The organism is Microbacterium phycohabitans, from assembly GCF_032464935.1.
Classification (GTDB): Bacteria; Actinomycetota; Actinomycetes; order Actinomycetales; family Microbacteriaceae; genus Microbacterium; species Microbacterium phycohabitans.
Map to the genome: position 1 here is coordinate 12,417 of NZ_JAWDIT010000001.1, position 18,100 is coordinate 30,516.

Genomic DNA, 18,100 nt, shown 5'->3' on the forward strand with positions numbered 1-18,100 from the left:
GCTCCTGGAGTGCCGCGGACCACGCCCTCCGGCCTCCTGCCGAGGTGATCCCGGTGCCGCCCTGCCCGGGCCGCTCCCCCGGCGCGGCGGCTGAGCGCGGTTCACCCGCTCCGTCATCCGCATGGCGGCCCGGGCCCGCGCCGGTAGACTCGAGCCAGTGACCCGCACCCGAGCCGAAGCCGCGTACCTGCGCTCGGCGGCGGCGTTCAAGAACCCCACGCTCGACCTGCTGCATGGGCGCTTCGCCCCCTTCGTCGTCGCCGTGCTGTCGGTGGTGTTCACGCCCGACCGCCCCGCCGTCGCGGTCGCCGACGCGCACGTGGAGGTCGCCGAGGCGATCGAGGAGCTGCGCGCCGCCGGGATCGACGCCGACGACGACCGCCGCATCCCCGCCGGCTCCGCGCGCGAGATCTGCCGCGGCTGGGTGCGCGTGGGCTGGCTGGGCCTGCAGATCGAGGACGACGTCGAGGTGTACCGGCTCTCGGCGCACGCGGTCGGGGCCCTCGAGATCGCGGGCCGCGCCGGCGGAGGACGGGCGCGCGTGTCCCGCTCGCGCGTGCGCACGCTGCTCGACGCGGTCGAGCGACTCGCCCGCGACGCCGAGAGCGACCCCGCGCGGCGCCGCGAGGCGCTCCTCGCCGAACGCGCGGCACTGGATGCCGAGATCGCCGCCCTCGACGAGGGCATCGTCGAGCCGCTCGACGACGATCACCTGCTCGAAGAGGCCGAGAACGTCATCCATCTCGCCCGCGAGCTTCCCGCCGACTTCTCGCGCGTGGCGGAGTCGATCACGGCGATGCAGCGCGACGTCGTGGCGGAGCTGCGCCGCGACGTGCGTCCGACGGGCGACGTGCTGCGCGAATACCTCGAGCGGGGGCGCCAGGTGATGCAGGCGACCCCCGAGGGCCGAGCGTTCCAGGGGGCCCTGCGCCTCATCGGCGATCCCGAGCACATCGACGACCTCACCGAGCAGCTGCACGCCGTGCTCACCCAGCCGTTCTCCCGCCTCATGACCGCCGAGCAGCGTTCGGAGCTGGATGCGATCGCGCGCCGCGTCGAAGCGGGGGTGCAAGAGGTGCTGACCGCCCAACGGAGGGCGTCGCACGTCATCACCGCCCAGGTGCGCACGCACGATCCGATCCGCGACCGCCAGGTCGACGATCTGCTGCGCGGCGTCATGGCGGGGCTGCACCGCTGGAGCCAGACCCGGGCTCCCGGCCGCGTCGAGCCCGTGCGCACCCTCCCGCTCGCCGACATCGGGCACCTGCGCCGCTCGCTCAGCGACGTGCGTCCGCCCGGAGCGCCCGAGCCCCTGGCATCCACCCCCGACGGCGCCGACGTCGAGTTCGACACGGTCGACACGCGCGCGTGGGGCGGCCCGCACTATCCCGAGCTCGAGGCGTACGTCGCGGGGCTCGGCGACTCCTTCGACCTCGCGACGGCCTTCGCGGGCGCCGATGCGCAGACCCGGCGCCCCGTCGACCTCGTCGGCCTGCTCGAGATCGTGCACCGGAGCGGTCTGGTCGAGACCGACGAGGTCTCGATCGTGGAGGCCGTGCGACCCGACGGCACGACCCGGCGCTTCGCGTTCGGCGCGGTGCGCGCCCAGAGCCCCACAGAAACGGATGCCGATGACTGACATCGCCCTGTCCGCCGATGCCGACGCCCCCGGCGACGACACCCCCGCGTTCATCGCCCCGGTCGCGATGGAGAACGACCCCGACGCGCTCTTCGCCGGCGACCGCGGCGTGCTCGACGCCGACGTGCGCCGCGTGCTGGTGCGGATCCTCCAGCGTCGCTTCCTGCTGGCCGAGTCCTCCCCCGCCGAGTGGAAGCTGCTGCTGGAGCACCAGCAGATGATCGAGTCGCGCCTGAACGACCTGTTCGTGCGGCTCGTCGTCGACCACTCGCGGGGCGTCGCCTACAAGGAGCAGGTGCGCAGCGACGAGCTCGACGTGCCGATCCTGCTCAAGGACGAGGCGTACTCGCGTGCGGAAACCCTGGTGCTCGTCTACCTGCGCACGGTCTTCCAGCGCGAGATCACCGCGGGCACCGGCTCGGCCCGCGTCGACGTCGAAGAGGTCGAGCAGACCGTGCTGACCTACTTCTCCGAAAGCGACGGCACGCGCGCGAGCCAGCAGCGCGCCGTGCGCACCGCGATCGCGCGCCTCGACCGCGAGGGCATCATCGAGGAGGAGTCCGAGGGCCGCTACCGCATCGGTCCGCTCATCGAGATCGTCCTGAGCGCCGAGACGCTGCGCGAGCTGCAGCGCTGGCTGGACGAGCAGACGACGGATGCCGGGGCGCCCACCGCGCGTGCAACCGAGGCGGAGCTCGTGGCATCCGGAACGACCGAGGGAGAGCTCGCATGACCATGCTCGAGACCCTCTTCGGGCTCATCCCCGCCGCCTCCCGCGGGCAGCAGTGGGTGGCCGAAGACCTGCAGCTGATCAACTGGGGCGGCTACGACGGGACGCACCGCGTGCGCTTCGCCCCCACCGCGACCCTGCTGTGCGGCGGGTCGGGCTCGGGCAAGTCGACGCTCATGGACGCCTACGTCGCGCTCATGATGCCGCACACGACCCCCTTCAACGGCGCCTCGAACGGTGCGGTCGTGGGGCGGCCCCGCGGGCAGGAGCAGCGCAACATCCTCTCGTACGGACGCGGCAAGCTCGACGAGTCCCGCACCGACGAGGGCACGAAGGTGCGGGTGCTGCGCGGCGACGGTGTCGACACGTGGACCGCGATCGCGATGACCTGGGCCGACCACGACGGCGCCCGCTTCACCGCCGTGCGGGCCTGGTACATCCCGGCGGCGGCGCGCACCCTCGACGACGCGGTCAAGGTGCGCGCGACCGTGCACGGCGCGTTCGACCTGCGCGACCTCGAGAAGGCGGCTCGGAGCCACCTGTCCGACGGCGCCGTGCGGGCCACGGGGCTCGACACCCTCGCCACCGACCGCGAGTTCTCGGCGCGCCTGCACGCGGTGCTCGGGATCGGCGCCGCGGGGTCCGGGGCGAAGGCGATGAGCCTTCTCGCGCGCATCCAGGCCGGTCAGCAGATCACCACCGTCGACGACCTCTACAAGCGCATGGTGCTCGAGGAGCCCGAGACCCTCGCCGTCGCCGACGCCGTCGTGTCGCACTTCGACGGCCTCGAGGGCACGCGCACGCGCATGCTCGAGGCGCGCCAGCAGGTGCGGGCCCTCCAGCCCATCCGCGCGATGAAGACCCGCATCGACGAGGCCGCCGAGCGGCTGCGCCTCATCGACGCTCTCGGGCGCTTCGGCGACCCCGAATCGCGCGCCTCCCTCTGGCGCGCGCAGCGCCGCGTCGACCTGCTCACCGCGGTCGAGACCGAGCTGCGCGAGCGCACGCACGCCACCGACGCCCTCGTGCGCGAGCGGCAGGCGCTGGCGGATGCCGCGGAGGCCGAGCGGGAGGGACTGGGCGACGTGCTCCGCGCGGCCGGAGGCGACCAGCTCGACGCCGCGCAGCGCGAGCTCCGCGCTCTCGAGCGGCGCCTCGCCGGGATGCAGCGCGACCGGGAGCGGTTCGACGCCGCCCTCGCCGTGCTGTCGACCGACGTCTCGTCGGCGAAGCAGTTCACCGCGATCGCCGACGAGGCGCGACGCACGCTGGGCGATGCCGATGCCAAGACCGCCGTACGCGACGCCTTCGTCGCCGCGAGCAGCCGGCACACCGAGCTGCGCCGGCAGCTCTCGGCGCTGGAGGCCGAGCACCGGCGCACCCAGACCCGCGACGACAACATCCCTCCCCGCCTGCACGAGGCGCGCGAGGCCCTCGCGGAGGCCGCGGGACTCACCGCCGCCGAGCTGCCCTTCGTCGCCGAGCTCGTCGACGTGCGCACGGAGTTCGAGCCGTGGCGCGGGGCGTTCACGCTGGCCCTCGGCGGTTTCGCGACGACCCTCCTCGTGGATGCCGCGCACCTGGCATCCTTCCGCTCCGCGATCGACGGCGTGCGCCTGTCGGAGCGCCTGCGGTTCGAGGGCGTGTCGACCGACCTGCCCGAGCGCACGGGACTCGACCCCGCGACGCTCCCCGGACGCCTGGAGTACCGCCGCTCCCCCTTCACCGGATGGCTGCAGGACCGGCTCGAGCAGCAGTTCGCCTTCGTCTGCGTGGATGCCGCAGCCGAGCTGTCGCAGCACCGGATGGCGCTCACGATCTCGGGGCAGACCAGTCAGGGCTCCCGCGGCGCGCACGGCGGATCGGCCCGACAGAGCGTGCTGGGCTTCTCCTCCCGCGTGCGACTGACCGAGCTCGGCGAGCAGATCGTCGCGGTGCGCCGCGACCTCGCCACCGCGAAGTCCGCGGTCGACGACGCCGCCGCGGCCCTCGACGCGTTCGACGAACGGCGCAGCGCCCTCGAGAAGATCGCCGATCTGTCGTGGGACCAGGTCGACACGGCATCCGTCGAGCGCGACCTCGAACGCTGGAACGAGACGATCGTCGAGGTCACTGCCGGCAACCCCCGCATCGCGGAGCTGCAGGAGCAGATCTCCGGCACGCGCGCCCGCGCGGCGCGGTTGCGCGAGGAGATCGGTGCCGCCAAGACCGAGCAGCAGGCGCTCGCCGCGCGCTGGGCCGAGGTCACCGACGAGGTGGATGCCGCGAACGAGCGGCTGGAACGCGCCGACGACGCCGGGATGACGCTCACCGCCGACGAAGCGGCCTACCTCGACGCTCTGTTCGTCGCGCCCGCCGACGACGCCTCTCCCTCGCAGCTGCTCTCGCGCTTCGACGCCGCTCTGGAGTCCGCCTCCAAGCGCCTGCTCGAGGAGCAGCGCTCGGCGCAGGAGACGTGGAGCGACCAGCGCGAGAGCCTGCGCCGCACGCTGACGGCCTTCACCGACCGGTGGCCGAGCCCGAACCTGCTCGCCGACCCCGACGAGTCGCTCGGGGACTTCGAGCGCATCCTCGCCGACCTCGAGGCCAGCGGCCTGCACGAGCTCGAGGCGGAGTGGCGTGACTCGCTGCTGCAGCTGTCGGGGAACGACCTCACGAACCTCGACTCGGCGCTCACGCGGGCGCTGCGCGAGATCCGCGAGCGCATCGCGCCGATCAACGACATCATGCAGGACCTGCCGTTCTACGACGACGAGCACCGCCTGCAGATCGTTCCGCGCGAGAACCAGTCCGAGGTGCGGCGCCGCTTCCGCCGCGAGCTGCGCGACGTGCGCGCGGCGATCGACGCGGCCTCCTCCGACGAGGAGCGCGAGGCCGTCTACGGACGCATGGCGCGGCTCATCGGGCGCATCCGGCCCACCGCGCCCGACTTCGCCGACCTCGTCGACGTGCGCAACCACGTGCGCGTCAGCGCCGAGCGCTTCCGCGCCGACACGGGCGAACACGTCGCGCTGTACGACCACATCGGCGAGAAGTCCGGCGGCGAGTCGCAGGAGCTCATCGCCTTCATCGTCGGCGCGGCCCTGCGCTATCAGCTCGGGGATGCCGGATCGGAGCGTCCCCGCTACGCCCCGGTGTTCCTCGACGAGGCCCTGATCAAGGCCGACGCGCACTTCACCAAGCGAGCGATCGGCGCGTGGCGGGGCCTGGGCTTCCAGCTCGTCATCGGCGCCCCGAACGACAAGTACACCGCCATCGAACCGCACGTCGACGTGGAGTACGACATCCTCAAGGACACCCGCGGGCGCTCGTGGGCGAAGGCGAAGGTGGGCGTCGCGGGCTGACGGTGGTGCACGCGGCCCCGTCCGCGCGCGCATAACCTCAGCGATTCGCACAACCTCCGTTCCATGCGGGCCCACGCGACGGAGGTTGTGCGCGTCACGGAGGTTGTGACGCGGCATCCTGAGCGGAGTCGCGTGCGATCTCCTCGGAAGCGTCCACGCGCTCCCTCACGGGGACGACGCGCTCAGCCCTCGCGAGCCCGAAGCGCGTCGTCGACCCCGCGCAGGACGACGGGTCCGGGGCCGTCCAGCTCGGTGCGCGCCGCGGGGACGTCGCGGAAATAGCGGACCACCGTGGCGACCTGATTCGGATCCGACCCCAGCGCCAGCATGGGCGCCTCGACGCGTGGCCCGGCTCCATCGGCGATGAGGTGAAGCGTGGCGACGGGACCTGCGCCGACCCCCACCTCGGCGAGCTCGTCCCACGTCCAATCGACGCGGCCGCGACCCCGGATGCCGGTGAGTCCTCTGGACGTCAGATGCAGCCCGGCCGGCTGTCGCAGACGCACGGCGCTCATGACGACGACCCCCAGGCCGAGAAGACCGAGAGCATACGGCGCACGGGTGAGCAGGAACGACGGCATGGTCGGCAGGCTCAACGCATCGACGAAGATCTGGGCCACGGCGGGGAGAAGCAGCAGGATCCCCAGCACGAAAGGCACAGCGGTCGCTGCCGGGGCGGGGCGGAACCAGACCCCGGATGCCGACGGGTCGATGCGCAGCAGCCGTTCCTGGATCGTGCCGAAAAGCACGTTCAGGCAGACCGCGGCCCCGAGGATGGTGAGGGTCGATGCTCCCATGACGAGGCGCAGACCGATTCGGTCATCGGCAACCGCCATGAGGGCGGGCACCACCGCGAAGAGGACGACGACGGCGACGAGCCAGGTGGGGCGCCGGCCGTTCGGGAAGACGGGGATACGCGGCTCGGTGGACGGAAGTCTGGGCGACATCGTGCGGAGGGACACGGTCGCGTCTCTCCGTGTGCCTCCCTTTCTCCCGCCGAGCGACATCGTGGATCCCCCTGTCCGAACCGTTCGGATAGCCTACGGCGGCCGGGGAACGCCCGCCCACCGGTTGCGCGCGGACACCCCGTGCACCGAACGCGTCAGGGGTCGGGAATGTCCGAGCCCCTCTCTACGCTGAGTGCTGAGGGCACGGCGAAAGGCGGCACGCATGCAGGGACTCGAGATCACGGTTCTGCTCGGCCTCGCGATGCTCGTGGGCACGGTCCTGGCGCCCCGACTGCGCGTCGCGACACCGCTGGTGCTGCTCGTCATCGGCCTCGCGCTCGGCTTCATCCCCGAGCTCCGTCAGATCGAACTGCCGCCCGAGACGGTGCTGCTGCTGTTCCTTCCGATCATGCTGTTCCGCGAGGCATGGACGACGTCGCTCCGGTCGGTGCGGCGGTCGCTGCGCTACATCATCCCGATGAGCACGCTGCTGGTCGTGGCGTCCGCCTTCGCCGTCGCCGGGGTCGCCACGCTCCTCGGTGTGCCCTGGGAGGCCGCTCTCGTGCTCGGCGCGGCCGTCGCGCCACCCGACGCCACCGCGGTCGCGGCCCTGGGTCGCCTGCTGCCGGCGAAGACCTTCATGAAGCTCAAGGCCGAGAGCCTGACGAACGACGGCACGGCCCTCGTCCTCTACGCGATCGCCGTCGCGCTGCTGCTGGGCGACCAGATCACTCCGCTGCAGATCACCGGCATGGTGCTGCTGTCGTACCTGGGCGGAGCGGCCGCGGGGATCGCGGTGGCCGCAGCGGCGTTCTTCGCCCTGCGACGGATGCAGTCGACCCTGACGATCAACCTCACCTTGGCGCTCGTGCCGTTCGTGTCGTTCCTGATCGCCGAGCTCATCGACGCGTCCGGCGTGCTCGCGGTCGTCTTCGCCGGCCTCATCATGGCCTGGGTGTCGCCGCGGATCACGACCGCGATGTCGCGGAGGGCGGCGGATGCCACCTGGCCCTTCGGCGTCTACCTCCTCAACGGTGCGCTCTTCGTGCTGATCGGCCTCGAGGTGCAGCTCGTGCTGCACGAGATCTCGGGGTCGGAGATCGGCATCCTGCTGCTCGTCACCGTGGCGGCCTGGATCGCCCTCTTCGTGGTGCGGTACCTGTTCCAGTGGATGTTCTCGCCCTTCTCGCGCCCCGCTGCGGGCTCGTCGCGTTCGCTCCGGCATCGGTCGCGGATCGTGAGCACCGTGGCGGGGTTCCGCGGGGCCGTGTCGCTCGCCATCGCCCTGTCGGTGCCGGTCACGACGGCTGCGGGCGACCCCGTGGCGGGCCGCGACGCGATCGTGTTCGTCACGGCGGGCGTCATCTTGCTCACCCTGCTGGTGCAGGGGCCGCTGCTCCCGGCGGTCATCAAGTGGGCGAAGCTCCCCAACGACGACGCGGCGATCGAGGAGTACGAGCTCGCCGAACGCGCGATCTCGGGAGCCGCTCTTGCGGCCCTCGACGACCTCGCGGTCGAACACGGCATCAGCGATCGCGTGCGCGACCGCGCCCGGCGAGAGGGATACGAGCGTCTCGAGCTCGCCAACGCGCGGGCCGTCGCCCGCCAGCGCGCAATCGAGGAGCGCGACCTCGCCGAACTCGACGCCTCGCTCGACGACGACAGCGCCGCGACCGGACCCGTTCCGCCCGACGCTCCCGACACCGACCGGCGTAGCGGCGACCGCGCCGTCGCCGGCGACGACGTCGAGGGCGCGGCCTTCACCGGCCCCCTTCAGATGATCGCGGTCAGCGAAGACATCGACGTCACCCAGCGTTCCCCCCTGCTGCGTCACAAGGAGGCGCAGCGTCTGCGGCTCGCGGTCCTCGACCGCAAGCGCGAGGTGCTGCTCCGGCTGCGCCGCGAGGGCACGATCGACGACCTCGTCGCCCGCAAGATCCTGGCGGGTCTCGATCTCGAGGAGATCCGCACGAGGGGCCTCGAGAAGGCGGGCGACTAGCGCCGGCACCTCGGCTCTGCCACCGGCGGGTCCCGGCGCGAACCGCCGGCCGGAGGCGTTCGCCGCGGAGCGAGCGGCGGGGTCGGCGCGACGGCCGTCCCGAGCCGTGCGGTTCAGCGCCGCGCGACCCCGCCCGGCCGGACCGTCGATGCCGTGCCCTCCCGCGTCAAGAGGGCGTCGCCGCCGCGCTCGCGAGACGCCCGCGCCGCCAGCCCCGCCTCGCTCAGCCGCCGGCGGAGACCGGACGGCAGCGCGGGCAGACTCGCCGCCATCCCCGCGGGTCGGCGCGCCAGGCCGAACAGCAGCACGAGCCCGGGTCCGACCGTCGGCCGCAGTTCGAGGCGGGTCGGCGTCTCGAGCGCCGCCCACCGGATCGCCCGGAGCTCCGAGAGTGCGAGGTCGGCGATGGGCGCGTCATCCGGCATCCGTTCGACTCTGATCCGGTCGACCCCGACGCGCACCACGACCTCGACGGTGCGCGAGCGCGCGCTCAGCACCAGGCCGCCGTAGACGGGGAGGCCGACGAGCCAGCCGAGGACGACGACGATCGCCAACGGGCTCATGGCCATCGCCAGGTCGGGGCCCCGCACACCGGCCACGGCAGTGAGCTCGCCCCGATCGCGAAACGAACCGCAGGCCGCGTCGGGTTCCGCACCCGCGGCCCGCAGCGGCCCCTCCGCTCAGGCCCGGCGACGGTTGCTCACCCCCGCCCGGGTCACCGTCACTCCCCCGGGACCAGGAGTCCGCTCTCGTACGCCGCGATCACCAACTGCGCGCGGTCGTGTGCGCCGAGCTTGAGCATCGAGTTCTTCACGTGCGTCTTCGCCGTATGCGGAGAGATGAACAGGGATGCCGCGATCTCGTCGTTCGATCGACCGCGGGCGATGTGGCGCAGCACCTCCCGCTCCCGTTCGGTCAGCATGTCGAGCGAGGGCGCCTCCCCCGCGACCGGCGCGCCGCGCCGCACGTACTTCTCGATGAGCCCGCGGGTCGCCGTCGGCGACAGGAGCGCGCCGCCCTCGTCGACCGCGAGCACGGCGTGGACGATCTCTTCGGGCTCGGCACCCTTGCCGATGAAGCCGCTGGCTCCCGCGCGCAGGGCGGCGACGACGTAGTCGTCCTCCTCGAACGTGGTGAGGATCAGTACGCGGGTGTCGGCCAGGGTCGGGTCGGTGCAGATGCGGCGGGTGGCTTCGATGCCGTCCATCCGCGGCATCCGGATGTCGCACACGACGACGTCGGGGCGGAGAGTGGCGGCGAGCGCGACCGCCTGCTCGCCGTCGGCGGCGTCGCCGATCACTTCGATGCCGTCGGCCGCGTCGAGGAGGTCGCGCACCGCGGCACGGATGAGCGCCTGGTCGTCGACGACGAGCACGCGTGTCGGGCTCATGCGGATCCTCCGGGTCGGGTGGTCGGGCGGGCGGCGGGCACGGGGAGGCGCGCGGCGAGGCGATAGCCGCCGGGAGCGGGTCCCGCGTCGAGGCGACCCCCCGCCGACTCGACGCGTTCTCGCAGACCGATCAGGCCGAAGCCTGATGGAGAGGGCTCGGCGGCGGTCTCCGCGGGGTGGAAGGGGTTGGTGACGACGACCTCCAGATCGTCGCCGTCGCGACGCAGCAGCACGTGCACGCGACGGGCCGTGCCGTGCTTGAGGGCGTTGGTCAGCCCCTCCTGCACGACGCGGTAGGCCACGATGTCGACGCCGAGGGGCAGGACTTCCGCGGGGTCGCGCTCATCGCGCACGGCCACGTCCCACCCGGCCACGCGTACCGACTCCACGACGGCCCCGAGGCGCGCGAGTCCCGGTTGGTCGCGGGCGTCGACGTCATCGGGGGTGCGCAGGACGGCGAGCATCGAACCGATCTCGGCGAGCACGTCGCGAGAAGCGGTGCGGATCGTGGCGAGGGCCTCGCGCGCTTTCTCCGGGCGGGTGTCGAGCGCCGAGCTGGCCACTCCCGCGTTCAGGCTGATGACCGAGATCTGGTGGGCGACGGCGTCGTGCAGGTCGCGGGCGATGCGCAGGCGCTCCTCGCTCACGCGGCGACGTGCCTCGGCCTCGCGCGTCTGCTCCGCGCGGCGGGCGCGCTCGAGAACGGCGGAGACGTATGCCCGGCGCGAGCGCGAGGCGTCGCCCAGCGCCCCGGCGAGCGCGACGGCGAGACCGACCTGCAGGAACCGTGTGTCGAGCCCCGTCATGAGGGTCACCACGATGCTGGCGCCCACGAGCCCCACGACCCCCGCGATCGCCACCGGCGCGGCTTCCCGGCGCCCGACGCGGTCGGCCATTCCGTAGGCGGCCAGGGCCGTCGCGAGGGCGGCCCCGGGTGCGAGGGTGCCGAGCGCGAGGGCGCTGACGAAGAGCGCGATGCAGGCGACGAAGACGATCCGCGGCCATCGGCGGCGCAGCGGCAGCAGCAGCGCGGGCAGCACGATCAGCACGTGGACGAGCGGACTCGACGGGCGCAGTTCGGGGAACGGGACGGGCGCGAACGACGGCACGACGACGAGGATCGCGATGACCAGGTCGACGAGCCAGGCGCGTCCCGGCGGCACCAGGCGCGGCGGGGTGTCCGTGGCCGGGTCGGGTCGCATCCTCCCAGTCTGGACTGCGCGCTCCCGCGCGGGTATCGCCCGCACGGGGCATTCGAGGAATACCCCCGCGGGGGGAGGCCGGCCCCCCGCCCGAGCGACGCGGAGCCCCGGCCTCGCGGGCGACAGTGAGGTCATGGCATCCGAACCTCCTCCCCCACTGCTCTCCGTCACCGATCTGCACAAGTCGTACGGCCGCGGATCCGCGCGCTTCGATGCGCTGCGCGGCGTGAGCCTCGACATCCACCGCGGCGAGAGCATCGCCATCGTCGGCAAGAGCGGCTCCGGCAAATCGACCCTCATGCATCTGCTGGCCCTCATGGACGCTCCCTCCAGCGGCACCGTGCGTCTGGAGGGGAAGGATGCCGCGACCCTGCGCGGCCGCCACCTCAACCGCACGCGCAACAAGACCTTCGGCTTCGTGTTCCAGCAGTTCTTCCTCACCCCCAGCGCACCGGTGCTGGAGAACGTCATCCTGCCGTTGAAGATCGCCGGTGTCGGACGCGCGGAACGCCGTCGGCGCGGCCTCGCGGCGCTGGCCGAGCTCGACATGCAGGACAAGGCGAAGAACAGGGCCACGGCCCTCTCGGGCGGTCAGAAGCAGCGCGCTGTGATCGCCCGCGCCCTCGTGAACGACCCGCGGGTGATCTTCGCCGACGAGCCCACCGGCAACCTCGACTCCGCGACCGGCGCGGTGGTGGAGGACATCCTCTTCCGCCTCAATCGTGAGCACGGCATCACCCTCATCGTGGTCACGCACGACGACGAGCTGGCGGCGCGGTGCGACCGTCGAGTGCAGATCCGCGACGGCGTGATCGTCGCCGAAGAGCGGAGCGCCGCATGAACACCGTCGATCTGGTCGCCACGGCGGCCGCGAACACGTTCCGCTCCAAGACCCGCACGATCCTCACGGTGCTCGCGATCTTCGTCGGCGCCTTCACGCTGACGCTCACGAACGGTCTCGGAACCGGCATCAACCGCTTCATCGACGACACCGTGTCGTCCATCGGCTCAGCCGACGTGCTCACGGTGACGAAGACGGGCACCGGGGCCGCGGCATCCGGAGATCCGCAGAAGTACGACCCCGACGCCGTCGCGTCGGCGAACACGAACCCCGGACGACCCGGTGCCACCGCGACCGTGTCGGCGCTGACGGATGCCGATATCCAGACGCTCGAAGCCCTCCCGGGGGTCGCGGCGGTGACCCCGACGAAGTCCGTGCAGATCGACTACGTCCAGGTCGACGGCGGTGAGCGCTACGTGGCGAGCGCAGGGTCGCTCATCGGCGGGCAGACCCCGCAGCTGGCGGCGGGCACCGCCCCCGACGCCTCCGCCGAGGCGCTCCAGACGGCGATCCCCGAGTCGCTCGTGACACCCCTCGGCTTCTCCGATGCCGCGGATGCCGTCGGATCGACCCTCACGATCGCCGTCTCCGACCCGGTGCGCACGCAGCACGTGGTCTCGGCGACCATCACGGGTGTGACCGAGGGCGCCTTCGCCTCCGCGACGGCCCTGACCACCAACCCCGCGCTGGAGGACGCGCTGTTCACCGCGCAGAACACGGGAGTGCCGTCCGATCAGCTCGACCGGTACGCGAGCGCGAGCCTGGCCCTGTCGTCGGCGACGGCGCAAGACGTCGACGCCGTCAAGACGGCCCTGACGGATGCCGGATACTCGGGCCAGACCGTCTCGGACCAGCTGGGCACGTTCAAGGCGGTCATCGACGGGATCGTGCTCGTGCTCAACGCCTTCGCGATCATCGCCCTCCTGGCGGCGAGTTTCGGCATCGTCAACACGCTGCTGATGTCGGTGCAGGAGCGCACGCGCGAGATCGGCCTGATGAAGGCGATGGGGATGGGCAGCGGCCGGGTGTTCTCGCTGTTCAGCCTCGAGGCGGTGATGCTGGGGCTGTTGGGCAGCCTGATCGGCGCGGTCGTCGCGATCGGCGTCGGAACGGCCGTCAGCGCGCAGCTCGGGCAATCGCTGTTCAGCGACCTCCCCGGACTGCAGCTGATCGCGTTCGATCCCCTGTCGATCCTCACCACGACGGTGGCGATCATGGGCATCGCGTTCCTCGCGGGCAGCCTGCCCGCCGCGCGGGCGGCGCGGGCCGATCCCGTGGAGTCGCTGCGGTACGAGTGACGGCCGAGCGGGCTCGGGGCCACCGCCCCGGGCCCGCTCAGGCGGTGAGGCCGCGATGCGAGACGAGGCGAGGAACGGGCGGCTCGATCGCCAGGCCGCGGCGCTCGCACGACGAAGGACCGGAGCCGATCGGCATCCGGTCCTGTCGTGAGAGGCCCTCGAGGGCCCGCGGGACGCTCAGTCTCCGCCGTTGATCACCGAAAGATACGACCCGAAGGGGCGCGCGGTCTCGGAGGCGGAGAAGTCGTCGGCGATGCCCTCGTGGGGCGTGTTGTCGAACTGCATGCTTCGAGTGTGCCCGCGCGGGCACGTCACCGCGGGGCGGTTGACAAGTCGCCGATATCTCTTCTAGCTAACTACTCGCCGATCTAACTGATCGATACGCATCTCTTGAACACAGGATGCCGTCACTCCGGCGCCGCGGCAGCGGATGGCGCCACGACGATGATCCCCGCTCCCACCAGCGCGACGGCCGAGCCGACGTAGTCCCACACCGTCGGGCGGAAGCCGTCGACGACGATCCCCCAGGCCAGCGAGCCGGCGACGAACACCCCACCGTAGGCGGCGAGCACGCGCCCGAAATTCGCATCCGGCTGCAAGGCGGCGACGAAACCGTACGCTCCGAGCGCGACGATTCCGAGCAGAGCCAGCCACCAGCCCCGGTTCTCGCGCACCGCCTGCCAGATGAGCCACGCGCCGCCGATCTCGGCGAGCGCGGCGAGGGCGAAGAGCACGACGATGCGGACGGTGACCATCGGGCCATTATCCCTACGAGGCCCCGCGACACGGTGCCGGGTCGCCCCGGGAGACGACGCGGAGACGCCCCGGTTACGGTCATCGACGCACACATTACGGAGAGGGAAAATCTCGGCCGGCGCTTATCTCGAAGGACTAGATTTCCCGCAGGGAGTGATGATGACTCGACCTCGCACCGTGACACACATCTACACACTCGCGGGTGGCTGGCAGAAGGCCCCCCACGAACCCCTCACGCCAGAACGAGCCGCCGCGCTGCGCGAACAGGGGATCACGCTGGTCCGCGCGCGTCGCGGCTTCTTCGACACGCGTGAGATCTCGCTGCGGCAATACCCGCCGACACGCTGACCCTCCGAAGAGGGGACAGACACCTCGACCGACGACGCGTAACGTCGTCCTCCTCCGCTCCAATGGTGCAGCACCCTCGAAAGCCCGTTCTTTGGAGTGGAAATGACTCGCCCTCGCACCGTGACCCACGCCTACCGCATGCCCGGCGGATGGGAAGCACTCGCCCACCGCCCCCTCACCACCGAGACCGCCCACGCGCTGCGTGGCGAGGGCTACACCCTCGTCCGCGCCCGCCGCGGGTGGGGAAGCTCGAGAGAGCTCTCGCTCTCGATGTACACCCAGCAGCCCGCCGTAAACGCGCCCTGGTCCGACGCCGACATCCGGCCGTCGGGGTCGACCGCGGCCTGACCCACCCGCGCTCCGAACCCGTTCCTCCCGCGGAGGAGGCGCGGATGCCGTCGGCGGTCTCGGGCAGGTGCTCGCTCCGCGCGGCGGCCTAGCGCGCGGCATCCATGTGTCGCCCGCGCGGACCGACGGTCGGCCACCTCTGATCTGGGTCGCGTGTCGTGTTCCGGATAGCCTTAGCGCATGACGTGCACTCGCCCTCCCTTCGCCGACATCGCCCAGTGGGTGGACGACTACGAGAAGCACGACCGCGTCGCTCACGCGACCGTCCACGTCCTCCCCCAGGACGACCCGGAGCACAGCGACTCGGGCATCGTCGCCGTCCACCTCAATCACGGTCCGGCGTCCATCTACCTCAATGTGGACTGCGAGCGCACCTGGACCGCGACGCTCACCGAACGCTCCGGCGAGTTCCCGCTCACCGGGACGCACCTGATCGCCCTCGGCGAGGAGCTGCTGACCACGGGCAAGCTTTGTGAATATCTGCAGAAGCGGACGGATGCCGCCACGCGCGGCACGACAGAGAACGTCTGACGCGCCCCGGGCGTCGGCGCATCGATCGGACGCGCTCGTCGACGGTCCGACCGCGAAGCTCGCGACGCCGGGCACAAGGGTCCCCCGCGGCTCGGCGTCGGATGCCAGACTGCCGGTATGGAATCGCTCGAGGACTCACCGCCCCGCCGCTCCCGCGCACAACTCGAGGCCTGGGTCGCGGAGTTCGAGAACGAAGAGCACTGCATCGCCGGCTCGATCTCGATCGCGCCGCAGGAGGACGACGGCCACGACGACACGGGCCTGGTCATCCTGAGGCTGCGCAACGCATCGGCGTCCATCTACATGCGGCCGCGTAGCTACGACGATCCCCTGTGGGAACTCACCCTCAGCGAGCAGCCCCAGAACCTCTCGATGTCGATCCACGACATCACGAGCCTCGCGGCCGAATACGTGATCGCGAGCAACCTCTGCACGTTCCTGCAGTGGAAGTCGCTCGAATGGGACCGCGAGAGCGGGCACCGAGCCGACTGAGGTCCTGCCTGCGCGGAGCGTCGTTCTCGCGCACCGCGAGAGCGGGCACCGAGCCGACTGAGGTTCCGTCCGCGCGGTGCGCCGTTCTCGCGCACCGACGCGCTCAGAGAGCCGGCGATCGCGAGTTGGGCGCCCCAGGGTGGGGCATGAGCGGACGATATACAACCCACCCCCCGAAATCGCCCGCCCCAGCGGTCGAGGCGCACACTGGGGAAGATGCGACAGGTCAGCTATGCGGGTGGACGGTTCGTCACCACCGACGAGATCGCTGACGCGCTGCTCCACCTCGTCGTGGGGATCGCTTCGACAGGCGTCCCCCAGCTCGTGGAAGTTCCCATTGTGGTCGTCGGCGCAGGTCAGGACGTGGCGTGGATGACCGTCGGGCCCTCATCGTCGATCCTCAGCATGCCGTTCTCCTGGATCGACGAGGTTCCCGATTTCTCCGATCAAGTCACCATGATGCGGATGCAGGCGTCGTATCCGAGGAGCACCAACATCACCGCGGGCTCCCCCTCCCAGGCCTGGGAATCGACCCGCGCCGCCCCCTGGGATGACGACGACTACTACGGACTGTGACAGCGCGCCCGACGGCACCGCTCAATTCGTGACGCCGACCGCCTCCAGGTGCAGAGCGGTACGTTCGTGCACCTCGCAGCTCACGTCCACGCCCCCCGGCCAGCAGACCCGGATCACGCTCTTCATGGTGTCGGTTCCCAGCCCGAATCGACGCACCTCGAACTCGACCTCGACCCTGCCCACACCCGGTACGACGAAGGTCTCCATTCGCGCAGAATACGCCTGCGTGTGACGCGCGCACATTCAACGTCGTCTCGACGATGACACGAGCCCAATATGCGAAAAGATTCCCGCGCTTTCCGCTTCGAAAGTCAGGGGCATTGACACGGATTGTTCAAGGTGCATAAATTCTTGAAAACCCCGCTTTTCCGGGGTTTTGAGATTTTTTTGCGCTCTTCGAACGCCACTCAACCGACCTCATTCAAGAAAATGACGGCAAATAAATATTGCGCGTACAGTCGAAGATATGTGGCGCACTCTTGTAATTCTGCTCGTCGTCTGGGCTGTGCTGGCCGTCGTGGGGTTCGCCTTCGAAGGACTCCTGTGGCTCGCCATCATCGGCATCATCCTGTTCGTGGGCACTCTCCTGTTCGGTCTGATCCGATCGCGCTCAGGACGTCGAGCCTCCTGACCCCGCCGCGATCGAGCCCCTCGACGCGAAAACCCACCCGCCCGGCTCATCCCGTGGCACCTATCGAGGAGTCCAGATCCCATGACCACTTCCGCATCGACCACATCAGACCGCTCGGACCCGCTCGGTCTCACGAACGTCCTGCCCGGCTCTCTTCCGCGCACTCTGGGCACTGCCGAAACGCCCGACTCCTATGAAGTCGACGCGGTCTTCTCCCGTCGGCCCTCCCCCGAAGAGGTGGTGGCCATCCACTCCGCCGCGACGAAGCAGGCTCTCGTGAGCGCCGGATATCCCTCCGTGACGCTGCGGGTCTCCGACCGACGCCTCGAAATCCACGGGACGACCCTGGAACAGCTCGAGATGGGTCTGGCCACCCTGCTCGCCGACCAGCTCGCGTTGATCACCTCCCAGATCCGAGACGAGCAGGCCACCGCCCGAAAGCTCATCGAAGAGGCGGCCGGCGCGGAAACCACCAGAGCCGACTCCGTCGCGACCCGCGCAGCGGCCGTCCGATTCCAACGGTCCGACGATCGCGGGTGAGTCCGTCCGCCCCGAGTGCGCAGTGCGTTGGCGTATGCGTCGGGAGTAGACGAGACGGACCCCTGGCTCGGACCCTGATGTCGGATGTCGCTGAGGACGTCGAGCACATGCCAGGTGAGTGCGGTAGGGCTGCCCTGGCCTCATCGCAGGAATGCCTTGGCCGCTTTTCTCGGGTCGTGATGCAAAAAAGTGCTGAACATCGCCTCGGTGACTACCCGACTAAGCCCGGGATTTATTTCCGGGTATCTTCGACGGTTGCGGTTCGAACATCACGACCCCCACGGTTTCCGCTGATAGCCCTTCGCGTGAGACACGGGATTTCACGGGTTGAGCCCGGATAACATCGGCGTCGATTGGCTTATCGTCATTCCCGTGGGGACGAGGAGATATCGCGCACCCGAGCCCGAATGGTGCCACCAGCGATTCGCCGCCAACGATATCTGTCGTCGTGCGAAGACCTGCCAGTGATGGGCCCGGGCAGTCGGCGA

At 70.8% G+C, this 18,100-nt stretch carries 19 protein-coding genes; 13 read left to right on the top strand and 6 right to left on the bottom strand.

Annotation, left to right across the window (positions count from 1 at the left end):
* Window positions 1–157: 157 nt before the first annotated feature.
* From RWH44_RS00045 to RWH44_RS00055, 3 genes are read left to right on the top strand one after another with little or no spacing between them, the layout of a single operon-like run.
* Window positions 158–1,639: a DUF3375 domain-containing protein gene (locus RWH44_RS00045; RefSeq protein WP_316003018.1), complete on the top strand. Its 1,482-nt coding sequence runs from the start codon at window positions 158–160 to the stop codon at window positions 1,637–1,639.
* On the top strand, window positions 1,632–2,372 hold the full coding sequence (locus RWH44_RS00050) for a DUF4194 domain-containing protein (protein WP_316003019.1): 741 nt from the start codon (window positions 1,632–1,634) through the stop codon (window positions 2,370–2,372). Before RWH44_RS00045 ends, RWH44_RS00050 begins: the two co-directional genes overlap by 8 nt.
* Entirely contained in the window at window positions 2,369–5,713 is a 3,345-nt protein-coding gene (locus RWH44_RS00055) for an ATP-binding protein (RefSeq protein WP_316003020.1), read from the top strand. Before RWH44_RS00050 ends, RWH44_RS00055 begins: the two co-directional genes overlap by 4 nt.
* A 182-nt stretch (window positions 5,714–5,895) precedes the next feature.
* Here the strand turns inward: RWH44_RS00055 and RWH44_RS00060 are convergent, their stop codons facing one another.
* Window positions 5,896–6,660, bottom strand: a complete 765-nt coding sequence (locus RWH44_RS00060) for a hypothetical protein (protein ID WP_316003021.1) — start codon at window positions 6,658–6,660, stop codon at window positions 5,896–5,898.
* Window positions 6,661–6,883: 223 nt separating this feature from the next.
* Between RWH44_RS00060 and RWH44_RS00065 the strand changes: the two genes are divergently transcribed.
* The gene (locus RWH44_RS00065; RefSeq protein WP_316003022.1) at window positions 6,884–8,659 is read left to right on the top strand and encodes a Na+/H+ antiporter; all 1,776 of its coding nucleotides are present in this window, start codon (window positions 6,884–6,886) and stop codon (window positions 8,657–8,659) included.
* 113 nt (window positions 8,660–8,772) lie between these two features.
* Here the strand turns inward: RWH44_RS00065 and RWH44_RS00070 are convergent, their stop codons facing one another.
* The 3 genes from RWH44_RS00070 to RWH44_RS00080 form a co-directional block, all read right to left on the bottom strand.
* A complete protein-coding gene (locus RWH44_RS00070; protein WP_316003023.1) occupies window positions 8,773–9,258 on the bottom strand; it encodes a hypothetical protein in 486 nt (161 codons plus the stop codon).
* A 122-nt stretch (window positions 9,259–9,380) separates the two neighbouring features.
* On the bottom strand, window positions 9,381–10,049 hold the full coding sequence (locus RWH44_RS00075) for a response regulator transcription factor (protein WP_316003024.1): 669 nt from the start codon (window positions 10,047–10,049) through the stop codon (window positions 9,381–9,383).
* Window positions 10,046–11,251: a sensor histidine kinase gene (locus RWH44_RS00080; protein WP_316003025.1), complete on the bottom strand. Its 1,206-nt coding sequence runs from the start codon at window positions 11,249–11,251 to the stop codon at window positions 10,046–10,048. Before RWH44_RS00080 ends, RWH44_RS00075 begins: the two co-directional genes overlap by 4 nt.
* 133 nt (window positions 11,252–11,384) lie before the next feature.
* Between RWH44_RS00080 and RWH44_RS00085 the strand changes: the two genes are divergently transcribed.
* Together RWH44_RS00085 and RWH44_RS00090 are read left to right on the top strand one after the other, a co-directional pair.
* A complete protein-coding gene (locus tag RWH44_RS00085; RefSeq protein WP_316003026.1) occupies window positions 11,385–12,092 on the top strand; it encodes an ABC transporter ATP-binding protein in 708 nt (235 codons plus the stop codon).
* On the top strand, window positions 12,089–13,390 hold the full coding sequence (locus RWH44_RS00090) for an ABC transporter permease (protein ID WP_316003027.1): 1,302 nt from the start codon (window positions 12,089–12,091) through the stop codon (window positions 13,388–13,390). The genes RWH44_RS00085 and RWH44_RS00090 overlap by 4 nt, the downstream gene beginning before the upstream one ends.
* 407 nt (window positions 13,391–13,797) lie before the next feature.
* On the opposite strand, the gene RWH44_RS00095 is transcribed toward RWH44_RS00090, so the two are convergent.
* A complete protein-coding gene (locus RWH44_RS00095; protein ID WP_298875364.1) occupies window positions 13,798–14,145 on the bottom strand; it encodes a YnfA family protein in 348 nt (115 codons plus the stop codon).
* 178 nt (window positions 14,146–14,323) lie between these two features.
* Between RWH44_RS00095 and RWH44_RS00100 the strand changes: the two genes are divergently transcribed.
* The 5 genes from RWH44_RS00100 (at window position 14,324) to RWH44_RS00120 (ending at window position 16,441) form a co-directional block, all read left to right on the top strand.
* Window positions 14,324–14,494 (top strand): alternative tryptophan synthase beta-subunit, encoded by a 171-nt coding sequence (locus RWH44_RS00100; protein WP_298875362.1) that lies wholly within the window; start codon window positions 14,324–14,326, stop codon window positions 14,492–14,494.
* 102 nt (window positions 14,495–14,596) lie between these two features.
* Window positions 14,597–14,842, top strand: a complete 246-nt coding sequence (locus RWH44_RS00105; RefSeq protein ID WP_316003028.1) for an alternative tryptophan synthase beta-subunit — start codon at window positions 14,597–14,599, stop codon at window positions 14,840–14,842.
* A gap of 180 nt (window positions 14,843–15,022) precedes the next feature.
* Window positions 15,023–15,373, top strand: a complete 351-nt coding sequence (locus RWH44_RS00110; RefSeq protein ID WP_298875358.1) for a hypothetical protein — start codon at window positions 15,023–15,025, stop codon at window positions 15,371–15,373.
* Window positions 15,374–15,490: 117 nt separating this feature from the next.
* Window positions 15,491–15,865, top strand: a complete 375-nt coding sequence (locus RWH44_RS00115) for a hypothetical protein (protein ID WP_316003029.1) — start codon at window positions 15,491–15,493, stop codon at window positions 15,863–15,865.
* A gap of 216 nt (window positions 15,866–16,081) precedes the next feature.
* A complete protein-coding gene (locus RWH44_RS00120) occupies window positions 16,082–16,441 on the top strand; it encodes a hypothetical protein (RefSeq protein WP_316003030.1) in 360 nt (119 codons plus the stop codon).
* A gap of 21 nt (window positions 16,442–16,462) precedes the next feature.
* Here RWH44_RS00120 and RWH44_RS00125 read toward each other — a convergent pair whose 3' ends face one another.
* Window positions 16,463–16,648, bottom strand: a complete 186-nt coding sequence (locus tag RWH44_RS00125; protein ID WP_298875350.1) for a hypothetical protein — start codon at window positions 16,646–16,648, stop codon at window positions 16,463–16,465.
* 259 nt (window positions 16,649–16,907) lie between these two features.
* Here RWH44_RS00125 and RWH44_RS00130 point away from each other — a divergent pair, with 259 nt between their 5' ends.
* Both RWH44_RS00130 and RWH44_RS00135 read left to right on the top strand, forming a co-directional pair.
* On the top strand, window positions 16,908–17,072 hold the full coding sequence (locus RWH44_RS00130) for a hypothetical protein (RefSeq protein ID WP_316003031.1): 165 nt from the start codon (window positions 16,908–16,910) through the stop codon (window positions 17,070–17,072).
* An 81-nt stretch (window positions 17,073–17,153) separates the two neighbouring features.
* On the top strand, window positions 17,154–17,612 hold the full coding sequence (locus RWH44_RS00135) for a hypothetical protein (RefSeq protein WP_316003032.1): 459 nt from the start codon (window positions 17,154–17,156) through the stop codon (window positions 17,610–17,612).
* Window positions 17,613–18,100 lie beyond the last annotated feature (488 nt).